This is a genomic window from Pseudoalteromonas sp. SR45-4 (assembly GCF_014163535.1).
GTDB lineage: Bacteria > Pseudomonadota > Gammaproteobacteria > Enterobacterales > Alteromonadaceae > Pseudoalteromonas > Pseudoalteromonas nigrifaciens.
The window spans coordinates 2,914-14,881 of sequence record NZ_JACJDO010000041.1; the positions used below are offsets into that span (position 1 = coordinate 2,914).

Here is an 11,968-nt window from a genome sequence, read left to right on the forward strand (position 1 = left end):
AAAAGCACAACTGAAATATCGCTTAAATATGAGGATATTATTATGCGTACAGTAGATTTATCACCCCTTTATCGTTCATTCATCGGTTTCGATCATTTAGCGTCTTTAATGGATGCGGCAGCAAGTTCAGATAAGCAGCCAAGCTTTCCTCCTTACAATATCGAAGCGCTCGATAAAGACAAATATAGAATCACTATGGCGGTTGCTGGTTTTAGCGAAAGCGAGCTGAGCATAGAATCAGAAAACAACACACTAGTTGTTGCAGGTATTAAAACGGGTAAAGAGCAAGCGAGTGAGCGTAAATTTATTCATCAAGGTATTGCAGAGCGCAACTTTGAGCGTAAATTTCAGCTGGGGGATCACGTAAAAGTACTTGGTGCCGATTTAGCAAATGGCTTATTGAGCATTAACCTTGAACGCGAAATACCAGAAGCACTTAAGCCACGCAAAATTGAAATAGGCAGTGGTAGCCTTATAGAAGGCAAGTAATTTAAATAAGCTTAGTTTTTGATTATCCCCGTAAAGCCGCTTTTTAGCGGCTTTTTGCTGTTCTGATAAAAAGTTAAAAGTTACAGGCTTTCCAGATTGTTCAAATAGTAAGTTGCTTGCTGTAATGTACTTTGCTGTAACGTATTCTCTTGTTTATCCCAGTTTTTATACACCATGCCAATGCGTGGGTTTTTTTCTAACTTTGCTCTGTGCGTGTGCATAAAATGCCAGTAAAGGCTATTAAACGGGCAGGCGTCATCACCCACTTTTTGTTTTACTTTATAGTGGCAGTTTTTGCAGTAGTCGCTCATTTTATTAATATAGTTACCGCTTGCCGCATAAGGTTTGGTTGCAATAATTCCGTCATCGGCAAATTGGCTCATACCCCGAGTATTGGGCATTTCTACCCATTCAATAGCATCTATATAAACACCCAAATACCAAGCATCAACCTCATCTGGGTTTATAGCCGTTAATAAACAAAAATTACCAATAACCATAAGACGCTGAATATGATGGGCGTATGCAGTCGTTAAGCTTTCACAGAGCGCATGGTGCATGCAGTTCATTTTAGTTTTAGCATGCCAAAAATACGGCGGTAATGTATTTTTGGCTTTAAGCTGATTTTTAGTTGCGTAATCTGGCATGTTAATCCAGTAAATTGCGCGTACGTACTCTCTCCAGCCCAGTATTTGCCTAACAAACCCCTCTACTTGTGCAATAGAAATATCATTAGGGCGTTGTTCGTATTGGGCTATTACACGCTTTATTACATACAGTGGGTGTATTAACTTTGCATTCAAAGCAAACGATAAGCGGCTATGGTACAGGCTATTGTTATGTTTACCTTGCTCTGTCATTGCATCTTGAAACTGGCCAAAATGAGGCAGTAAATACCAACAAAAATAATCTAAGCAGCTAATGGCTTGTTTTCGGGTTGTGGGCCAAGGGAGTTGTTCTGCGGCTTTACCAAAGTAGCTAACATTATGTTTATTTAAACGCGCAATTATAGCGCTTACATCGTTATTAAATAATTTAGGTGGCGGGATTTGCGCTAAGTCGGCGGTTGAAAATTTATTTCTGTTATTACTATCAAAGTTCCACTTTCCACCGTGTGGTTTGTTGCTATCCATTAATATATTAAATTGTTTGCGCATTGCGCGATAAAAATGCTCCATTGTTATGTGTTTATCTTTTATAAAGCGGTGTTTTATTTCCTCAAAGGGTAGTAAAAAATGCTCGCTGTCAACACCGCTAACCGTTAATGGGCTGGTGTTTGCAAAGTGGGCTAACTGGGTTTTTAATCTATATTCGTCTGGGTATTGGTACTCAATAGTATTGCATTGATGTTGCGCTGCTATACGGGTAAGCAATGCGGGTAAATCTTCATCATTACAGGTTTCGTTTAATGTTAAATGCAGTACATTAAATCCGGCTTGGTTTAATGCTGTTGCAAAGTTTTCCATAGCGCAAAAAAATGCACAGATTTTTTGAATATGGTGCTTAACATAGCTGGTTTCTTGTTTTAGCTCTGCAATAACATACAAGGTATTGGTTTTTTTATCTTTATACCATGAGTGAGCAGGGTTGAGCTGATCGCCCAAAATGAGTCTAAGAGTATTAAAGTGTGTCATGCCTAAGCCAAATAAATTTAATACGCAAAATTATTACATCAAGATCGCTTACTTTATAAAAACATAGATTTAAAAATTCCTAAATTTGGATAATAAGTGCAAAAATTGACAAAATTAAATAATTACGCGTTAAATTATAAACACGCTATTTGGTGTCACTTTTTTTATAAACTTATTACTTATTATGGTTGCTAATTACGGCGTACATACTTATAATACCCGCCATTGTTTAGTATGTTGAAAGATATTACTAACAGCGATATTAAATTATTAAGTTTAGTATCTATTGGCGCGGGATGGAGCAGTCTGGTAGCTCGTCGGGCTCATAACCCGAAGGTCGTCGGTTCAAATCCGGCTCCCGCAACCAATCATAATAGTGGGTTTAATCTTACTAATTTATATCGCGCATTCTAAGTAATGCGCGTTTTGCGTTTAAGCTACTGTAGTTTAATTTAGTCAGATTTTTGACTCGCAACCAAGCTTGGCCCTAGGCCACACAGTTTTGTGCTTTTTGGTGTGACGCCCCGCTTGGTTCGGGGCGTTGTTGTATCTGCACTGTTTGATTTGTGACATGGTGATCAAATCAAAATTTAAACTCAATATTTTAGGGCTATAAGCCCTTTTTTTGTTTGTATGGAGGATTTTCGTGACAAAACTTGAACAAGATTTAGTAGCTATGTTAACGCCAGCGGTAGAAATGTTAGGTTTTGAATTACATGGTCTTGAGTTTGTACAAGCGGGTCGCCATTCTACCTTAAGAGTTTATATTACTCATGAGGCTGGGATCTCAGTTGATAATTGTGCAGATGCGAGTCGCCAAATAAGTGCGATTTTAGATGTCGAAGACCCAATTACAAATGAATATGATTTGGAAGTATCGTCTCCTGGTGTTGATCGTCTATTATTCAAACAAGATCACTACGAGCAGGCGCAAGGAGAGGAAGTACAATTACGTACTAAACTTCCACAAGACGGTCGTCGTAATTTTAAAGGCGATTTAATAGCAGTTACTAGCGATATGATTACACTATCTAGTGATGGTACAGAGCATTTAATTATGCTTAGCAACATTGAGCGTGCGAACATAATTGCAAAGTTTTAATTCGAGCGCAAAGGAATAGGGCAAGCGAGGCATAACCCATGGCAAAAGAGATATTATTGGTTGCTGAAGCCGTCTCCAATGAGAAAGCGGTTCCAAAAGAAAAGATTTTTGAAGCTTTAGAGTTCGCTCTAGCAACAGCAACAAAGAAAAAGCACGGTGGTGACATCGACGTACGTGTAGCAATTGACCGTAAAACAGGTGACTACGATACTTACCGTCGCTGGCAGATTGCTGCAGTATTAGAAGATGGGTCTTTAGAGAACCCATACAGCGAAATTACCCTAGAAGCAGCGCAAGTTGAAGAACCTGACTTGCAAATGGGTGACTTCGTTGAAGAGCAAATTGACTCAATTAAATTTGACCGTATTACAACCCAAATGGCTAAGCAAGTTATCGTACAAAAAGTACGTGAAGCTGAGCGTGCTTTAGTTGTAGAAGAATACAAAAGTAAAGAAGGTGAGTTAGTAACGGGTGTGGTTAAAAAAGCCACTCGTGACGCGATCGTTCTTGATTTAGGTAATAATGCTGAAGCGGTAATTTACCGTGACGACATGCTACCGCGTGAAAACTTCCGCCCAGGCGATCGTATTCGCGGTCTTCTATACGAAGTTAAGCCAGAAGCACGTGGCGCACAATTATTTGTAACGCGTTCTAAGCCTGAAATGCTAATGGAATTGTTCCGCATTGAGGTGCCAGAAATCGGCGAAGAAATGATTGAATTACGTGCCGCTGCACGTGATCCAGGTTCGCGCGCTAAAATTGCGGTTAAGTCTAACGACAAACGTATTGACCCAATTGGTGCTTGTGTAGGTATGCGTGGCGCACGTGTTCAAGCTGTATCGTCAGAACTTGGCGGTGAGCGTGTTGATATCGTACTTTACGATGATAACCCAGCACAATTTGTTATTAACGCAATGGCACCTGCAGAAGTAGCTTCAATCGTAATGGATGAAGATACGCACTCAATGGATATCGCTGTAGAAGCTGATAACCTAGCACAAGCTATTGGTCGTAATGGTCAAAACGTTCGTTTAGCTAGCCAATTAACTGGCTGGGAACTAAACGTAATGACTGTTGAAGACATGCGTAGCAAAAACGAAGCTGAGTCAGATAAGTTACTTAACTTATTTACTGAAAATTTAGAAATTGATGATGAATTTGCTTCATTATTAATTAACGAAGGTTTCTCGTCACTTGAAGAAGTTGCGTATGTACCGGCATCTGAATTTTTAGAAATTGATGGCTTAGATGAAGAAACGGTTGATCTATTGCGCTCACGTGCAAAAGACGCATTAACCACTAAAGCACTTAAAACGGAAGAAAGCTTAGATGGCGCAGAGCCAGCTGAAGACTTACTTGCGCTTGAAGGCTTAGAACGTCATTTAGCATTTGTTATGGCAAGCAAGGGTGTAATTACACTTGAAGACTTAGCTGAGCAAGGTATTGATGAATTAGTGGATATTACAGAACTATCACCTGAAAAAGCAGGTGAACTGATTATGGCTGCACGTAACATTTGTTGGTTTGCAGACGAGTAATTTATTAACGGAGGTATTAGAGACTATGGCAGAAGTAAATGTTGAAAAACTAGCCGGTGATATAGGTACAACTGTTGATAAATTGCTACAGCAGTTTTCACAAGCCGGTATTACCAAGCAAGCAGGCGAAAGCGTAACCGAAGCTGAAAAAGCGACGTTACTTGATCACTTAAGCAAGCAGCATGGCGGCACAGGTTCAGATGGCCCAGCGCGTATGACATTGCAACGTAAGAGCAAAAGCACATTAAGTGTGACTGGCTCAACGGGCAAAGCAAAGTCTGTTCAAGTTGAAGTTCGCAAAACACGTACCTACGTGAAGAAAAGCGCAATGGAGCAAGAGCAAGAAGAGCTACGCCTAGCCGCTGAAGAAAAACTGCGCCTTGAAGAGCAGCAAAAAGCTGCACAAGAAGCCGCAGAATTGAAAGCGAAACAAGAGGCAGAACGTAAAGCGAAAGAAGACGCTGATCGTAAAGCTAAAGAAGAAGCTAAACGCAAAGCTGATGCAGAGCGTAAAGCGAAACAAAAGCAGATGACCCCAGAGCAAAGTGCTAAGTCTGAGAAAGATCGCATCGAAGCTGAGCGTCTGCAAAAAGAAGCAGAAGAGGCCGCATTGAAGAAAGCTGAAGAAGAAGCGAAACGTCAAGCAGAAGAAGCAAGAAAGCTAGCTGAAGAGAACTCAGCACGCTGGAAGAAAGAAGAAGAAGAGCGTAAGAAGCGTGAAGAAACATCTGATCACCACCTTACAACTTCTACTTACGCACGTGAAGCAGAAGATGTTGCTGATGCTCGTGATGAGCAAGGCACACGCCGTGCGAAGAAAAAGAAAAAAGCGCCAGCAAAAGATAAATTTGCAGCGTCTAAAGGCCGTAATAAAGGCAAGTTAAAAGCACCTACATCGCTACAGCATGGTTTTACAAAACCAACTGCTGATGTTAAAAATGAAGTGCGTATTAGCGAAACAATTACAGTTGCAGAGCTTGCGTCACGCATGGCTGTTAAAGGCGCTGAAGTTGTAAAAACAATGATGAAAATGGGCGACATGGTTACTATTAACCAAGTGATTGACCAAGAAGCTGCACAACTTGTTGCAGAAGAAATGGGCCACAAAGTTATCATTGTTAAAGAAAACGAATTAGAGCAAAAAGTACTAAACGATCGCCATGAAGATGGTAAGTCTGAGCCACGTGCACCAGTTGTAACTGTTATGGGTCACGTTGACCATGGTAAAACATCTACACTTGATTACATTCGTTCAGCTAAAGTAGCCTCAGGCGAAGCCGGTGGTATTACACAGCACATTGGTGCATACCATGTTGATGTTAATGGCAACATGATCACTTTCTTAGATACTCCGGGTCACGCCGCATTTACTTCAATGCGTGCTCGTGGTGCTCAAGCGACTGATATCGTAATCTTAGTGGTTGCAGCTGATGATGGTGTTATGCCACAAACTAAAGAAGCGGTACAGCATGCACGTGCTGCTGGCGTTCCTTTAATCATTGCTGTAAACAAAATGGATAAAGAAGGCGTAGACCCAGATCGCGTTAAGAACGAGCTAGCTCAGCTTGACGTTATTCCTGAAGAATGGGGCGGCGATACGCAGTACGTTCATATCTCTGCAAAAACAGGTTTAGGTATTGATGAGCTTTTAGAAGCGGTATTAAACCAATCTGAACTACTAGAACTTACGGCTCCAACTGTTGGTATGGCTGCAGGTGTTGTTATTGAATCACGCTTAGATAAAGGCCGTGGTCCAGTTGCATCGATACTTGTTCAATCGGGTACGCTTAACCAAGGTGACATTGTATTATGTGGTCTTGAGTATGGTCGTATTCGTGCAATGCGCGATGAAAACGGTAAAGACATTAAGTCTGCGGGTCCTTCTATTCCTGTAGAAATTTTAGGTCTTTCTGGTATTCCGGCTGCAGGCGACGAAGCAACTGTAGTTAAAGATGAGCGTAAAGCGCGTGAAGTTGCTTTATATCGTCAAGGTAAATTCCGTGATGTTAAACTAGCGCGTCAACAAAAAGCTAAGCTTGAAAACATGTTTAGTCATATGACTGAGGGCGATGTGTCTGAAGTTAACGTGGTACTTAAAGCTGACGTTCAAGGTTCAATCGAAGCAATTTCTGATTCACTAACTAAACTCTCTACTGATGAAGTGAAAGTGAAGATAGTAGGTTCAGGTGTTGGTGGTATTACCGAAACTGATGCAACACTTGCTGCAGCGTCTAACGCAATTGTGGTTGGCTTTAACGTTCGTGCTGATGCTTCTGCTCGTAAAGTAATTGAGTCTGAAAACTTAGACTTGCGTTACTACAGCGTAATCTACAGCTTGATTGACGAAGTTAAACAAGCAATGTCGGGTATGTTGGCACCAGAATTTAAGCAAGAGATTATTGGTCTTGCTCAGGTTCGTGACGTGTTTAAGTCTCCAAAAATTGGCGCAATTGCTGGTTGTATGGTTACTGAAGGTGTTATTAAACGTAGCGCTCCAATTCGTGTACTTCGTGATAACGTGGTTATCTACGAAGGTGAACTTGAGTCACTTCGTCGCTTTAAAGACGATGTTGCTGATGTTCGTAACGGCATGGAATGTGGTATCGGCGTTAAGAACTACAATGACGTTCGTGTTGGCGACCAAATTGAAGTATTTGAAACAGTTGAAATACAACGTACTCTTTAATTGTTAGCTAGCTAGACTAATAAATGGGGGCTTAGCCCCCATTTGTGTATCCATTATTTAATTAACTTATTATTATATTCCAATAGGTTATGATTTTAGGACAAATGCAATGAGAGAATTTTCTCGTACAGATCGTGTTGCTCAGCAAATTCAAAAAGAAATTGCGGTAATTTTACAACGCGAAATAAAAGATCCACGCTTAGGTATGGTGACAGTGTCAGCGGTAGAAGTATCGCGCGATTTATCTTATGCGAAAATATTCATTACGGTATTTAATACGCAAGATGATAATGCAGCGAAGCAAAGTGCAAACGTACTTAACGAAGCGACCGGTTATATCCGCTCGTTACTAGGTAAGCGTATTCGTGCACGTATTATGCCTGAGTTAAAGTTTTTAGTTGATAACTCACTAATGGAAGGTATGCGTATATCTAACTTAGTTGATTCCATTATTCGCGAAGACAACGCTAAACATGTTGCAGATGAAACAGATGTTGAAGACAGCACTGATCATGAAGATGACGTAACTAACAGCGAAGATGAGACTAAGCACGTAGATATTGATACAGATAGCGAAGAAGGCACTAATACAGATGGCAAAGCGCAGTAAAGGCCGTCCAGTTGACGGTATTTTGTTGTTAAACAAACCAATTGGCATTTCATCAAATAAAGCACTACAGCAAACAAAAGGTGTGTACTTTGCACAAAAGGCGGGGCACACAGGTGCGCTAGATCCATTGGCAACCGGTATGCTGCCTATTTGCTTTGGTGAGGCAACCAAGTTTACACAGTTTTTACTCGATACAGACAAAACCTATGTGGTACGCGCTAAATTAGGCGAGAGAACAACGACATCAGATTCTGATGGTGAAATTGTTAGCACTAAAGATGTAAATGTAACGCGTGAACAACTGATTAAAGAAATTGCCGCTTTTGTTGGTGAGTCAGATCAGTACCCGTCAATGTACTCGGCGCTTAAGTATCAAGGTAGGCCTTTATATAAGTATGCACGCGAGGGTATTGAAGTACCACGTAAATGCAGAAAAATAAACGTGTTTAGCTTAACGTTTGACGAATTTGATGAAGTGAATAACGTAATACAAATGACGGCGCATGTATCTAAAGGCACCTACATTCGTACTATTGTTGACGACTTAGGTGAAAAGCTAGGTTGTGGCGCACACGTTGTTATGCTGCACCGCACTGCGGTTGGTCAATATCCTGCAGAAAAAATGGTGTCGCTAGATGAAATTGAAGCGTTATTAGCAAAAGCTAAAGACGAAGAAGTTGCACCTTCTACTTATTTAGACGCGTTGTTATTGCCACTCGATACAGCTTTAGTTGATTTACCGGTTGTTGAGATAAGTAAAGAGCAGGGCAGTATTTTTAGTCACGGCCAAGCAATAGACCTTGATATAGATTTGCCTGAAGGCGCAATTAAGGTTGTAGCTGACGGTATTTTTATTGGTACAGGCGAGCGTAATGCCAGCGGCCATTTAAAAGTTAAACGTGGCTTGGCCAGCCAACAAGATGATTATGTAAAACCCGAATAAATAGTTGCTTTAAATATTTTCAGCAGCTTATTTATATTGATGGGATAATTAACTTGTAGTTATTTGTACAATTGGTAGAATACGCCCGCTTAATCGTTTTGGCTGAATTAGTGATCGGCTAAAGCACCTTTTAAATTTAATTTTTGGAGTTATTATGTCACTAAGCAATCAAGAAAAAATCGATATCATTGCTAAATTCGCACGTGCTGAAGGCGACACTGGTTCACCTGAAGTACAAGTAGCATTACTTACTTTTGATATCAACAAGCTTCAAGGTCACTTTGCTGATCACAAGCATGACTTCCATTCACGTCGTGGTCTGCTTCGCAAAGTTAGCCAACGTCGTAAATTGCTTGATTACCTTAAAGGTAAAGACATCACGCGTTATACTGCGTTAATCAAAGAACTTGGCCTACGTCGCTAAGCACTTGATTATCAAAAAAGGAGCTTTTTAGCTCCTTTTTTTGTGCCTAAAATTCAGCACGACGTTTTATAAACACCTTAAATTATAAAATAAAACCTCTATTTAATAGGTAAGCAAAGGTCGTCATTTTTAGCCTTCATAAGGCTTAGCTTTTATCTAATAGCTAGACTCGCATTCTAACGGCGCTTTGGTATATACTATGCGCGTAGCTAAAAAGGTTTAGTTACGTTTATTTACGTCATCGCCAATTGTAGTACTTAATTGATTTTAAAATAAATACAATTATGTACTGTAATTGGTACTTAGATGACAACTTAAAAACATTTTAAAACATTTAAGGAATATTTTAAGTGCAAGCAATTATTAAAGAATTTCAACTAGGTCAACACACAGTGACACTAGAAACTGGTGCAATCGCTCGTCAAGCAGACGGCGCTGTACTTGCAAGCATTGGCGACACTTCAGTACTTGTTACTGTTGTTGGTAAACGTGAAGCGCAACCTGGCCAAGACTTTTTCCCACTAACAGTTAACTACCAAGAGCGTATGTACGCTGCTGGTCGTATCCCTGGTGGTTTCTTAAAGCGCGAAGGTCGTCCTAACGATGGCGAAACACTTATTGCACGTCTTATTGACCGTCCAATTCGTCCACTTTTCCCAAGTGGTTTTGTAAACGAAGTACAAGTTATTGCTACTGTTGTTTCTGTTAACCCTGAAATTCAACCTGATATGGTTGCGTTAATTGGTACTTCAGCTGCACTTGCTATCTCTGGTATTCCGTTCAGTGGTCCAATTGGTGCTACTCGCGTTGGTTACATCGAGGGCGAATACGTACTTAACCCAACACTAAAAGAGCTAGAAGAAAGCAAGCTAGACTTAGTTGTTGCTGGTACTGATAACGCAGTATTAATGGTTGAGTCAGAAGCAGACGTACTTGCAGAAGACATTATGCTAGGTGCGGTTGTTTATGGCCATGAGCAAGCTCAAGCGATCATTACAGCAATTAAAGAATTTAAAGCAGAAGCAGGCAAGCCTACTTGGGATTGGACTGCACCAGCTAAAAACGTATCACTTGAAGAGAAAGTAGCGTCTATTGCTGCTGATAAAGTGGGCGAAGCTTACCGCATTACAGATAAAGTAGCGCGTAAAGAAGCACTTGGCGTAGCTAAAGATGAAGTTGTTGCTGTATTAACAAGCGAACTTGCTGAAGGCGAGTCTTTAGATAAGCAAGAAATTGGTAAAATCTTCGGTTCACTTGAGAAGAAAATCGTTCGTGGCCGTATCGCTGCTGGCGAAAAGCGTATCGATGGTCGTGAACCAGATATGATTCGTGCACTTGACGTAATGACTGGCGTATTACCGCGTACTCACGGTTCTGCTATCTTTACTCGTGGCGAAACTCAAGCACTTGTAACAGCTACACTTGGTACAGAGCGTGATTCACAGTTAATCGACGATTTAACTGGCACGCACAAAAACCACTTTATGCTTAACTACAACTTCCCTCCATTTTGTGTAGGCGAAACTGGTTTTGTTGGTTCTCCTAAGCGTCGTGAAATCGGCCATGGTAACCTTGCTAAGCGTGGTATTGCAGCAGTAATGCCAACATTGACTGAATTCCCATATTCAATCCGTGTAGTATCTGAAATCACTGAATCAAACGGTTCATCTTCAATGGCTTCTGTGTGTGGTACTTCACTTGCACTTATGAATGCTGGTGTACCAATTAAAGCGTCTGTTGCGGGTATCGCAATGGGTCTAGTTAAAGAAGACGATAAGTTTGTTGTACTTTCTGACATCTTAGGTGATGAAGATCACTTAGGCGACATGGACTTTAAAGTTGCGGGTACTGCTGGCGGTATTACAGCACTACAAATGGACATTAAGATTGAAGGTATCACTCAAGAAATCATGCAAATTGCGCTTAAACAAGCAAAAGCTGCACGTTTACATATCTTAGAAGTGATGGACAAAGCAATTTCTGCACCGTCTGAAGAGCTTTCTCAGTTTGCTCCACGTATTTATACTATGAAGATCCCACAGAAGAAAATCGCTGAAGTTATTGGTAAAGGTGGCGCAACAATTCGTCAACTTACTGAAGAAACTGGCACAACGATTGAAATCGGTGATGATGGCACAATCAAAATTGCAGCAACTGACGGCGAAAGCGCAGCAAATGCAATTAGCCGCATTGAGCAATTAACTGCTGAGCTTGAAGTAGGTACTATTTACGAAGGTAAAGTTGTACGTATTGTTGATTTTGGTGCGTTTGTAAATATTCTTCCTGGTAAAGATGGTCTAGTACATATTTCGCAAATTAGTACTGAGCGTGTTAATAACGTGACTGATCACCTTTCTGAAGGTCAAGAAGTTAAAGTTAAAGTACTAGAAGTAGACCGCCAAGGCCGTGTACGTCTAAGTATTAAAGAAGCAATGGAATCTGCAGCACCTGCAGCTGATGCGCCAACTGACGCATAATTGCTAATACTTAATCCGGTTATATTTACTGGATAACATAAAAAGGGGCTGTTTAGCCCCTTTTT

General features: G+C 40.7%; 9 protein-coding genes and 1 tRNA gene. 9 read left to right on the forward strand and 1 reads right to left on the reverse strand.

From position 1 onward, the window contains the following. Nucleotides 1-42 precede the first annotated feature (42 nt). Nucleotides 43-489, forward strand: a complete 447-nt coding sequence (locus H5058_RS14965) for an Hsp20 family protein (RefSeq protein WP_011327682.1) — start codon at nucleotides 43-45, stop codon at nucleotides 487-489. A gap of 80 nt (nucleotides 490-569) precedes the next feature. Here H5058_RS14965 and H5058_RS14970 read toward each other — a convergent pair whose 3' ends face one another. Continuing rightward, nucleotides 570-2,123: a cryptochrome/photolyase family protein gene (locus H5058_RS14970; protein WP_182678864.1), complete on the reverse strand. Its 1,554-nt coding sequence runs from the start codon at nucleotides 2,121-2,123 to the stop codon at nucleotides 570-572. Nucleotides 2,124-2,413: 290 nt separating this feature from the next. On the opposite strand from H5058_RS14970, the gene H5058_RS14975 reads away from it, so the two are divergent. From H5058_RS14975 to pnp, 8 genes are all read left to right on the forward strand, one after another. Beyond that, nucleotides 2,414-2,490, forward strand: a tRNA-Met gene (locus tag H5058_RS14975). A 279-nt stretch (nucleotides 2,491-2,769) separates the two neighbouring features. Further along, nucleotides 2,770-3,225, forward strand: a complete 456-nt coding sequence (gene rimP, locus H5058_RS14980) for a ribosome maturation factor RimP (RefSeq protein WP_041454374.1) — start codon at nucleotides 2,770-2,772, stop codon at nucleotides 3,223-3,225. A 38-nt stretch (nucleotides 3,226-3,263) separates the two neighbouring features. Next, nucleotides 3,264-4,763, forward strand: coding sequence for a transcription termination factor NusA (gene nusA / locus H5058_RS14985; RefSeq protein ID WP_011327685.1), 1,500 nt, complete (start codon nucleotides 3,264-3,266; stop codon nucleotides 4,761-4,763). Between the two features lie 25 nt (nucleotides 4,764-4,788). Beyond that, nucleotides 4,789-7,449 carry a translation initiation factor IF-2 gene (gene infB, locus H5058_RS14990; protein ID WP_011327686.1) on the forward strand — a complete coding sequence of 887 codons (2,661 nt, stop codon included), beginning with the start codon at nucleotides 4,789-4,791 and terminating at the stop codon, nucleotides 7,447-7,449. 109 nt (nucleotides 7,450-7,558) lie between these two features. After that, a complete protein-coding gene (gene rbfA / locus H5058_RS14995) occupies nucleotides 7,559-8,059 on the forward strand; it encodes a 30S ribosome-binding factor RbfA (RefSeq protein WP_011327687.1) in 501 nt (166 codons plus the stop codon). Further along, entirely contained in the window at nucleotides 8,043-9,002 is a 960-nt protein-coding gene (truB, locus tag H5058_RS15000; RefSeq protein ID WP_011327688.1) for a tRNA pseudouridine(55) synthase TruB, read from the forward strand. Before rbfA ends, truB begins: the two co-directional genes overlap by 17 nt. Before the next feature lie 154 nt (nucleotides 9,003-9,156). Continuing rightward, nucleotides 9,157-9,426, forward strand: a complete 270-nt coding sequence (rpsO, locus tag H5058_RS15005; RefSeq protein WP_011327689.1) for a 30S ribosomal protein S15 — start codon at nucleotides 9,157-9,159, stop codon at nucleotides 9,424-9,426. A 350-nt stretch (nucleotides 9,427-9,776) separates the two neighbouring features. Then, nucleotides 9,777-11,903, forward strand: a complete 2,127-nt coding sequence (pnp, locus tag H5058_RS15010; protein ID WP_182678866.1) for a polyribonucleotide nucleotidyltransferase — start codon at nucleotides 9,777-9,779, stop codon at nucleotides 11,901-11,903. Nucleotides 11,904-11,968: the final 65 nt, after the last annotated feature.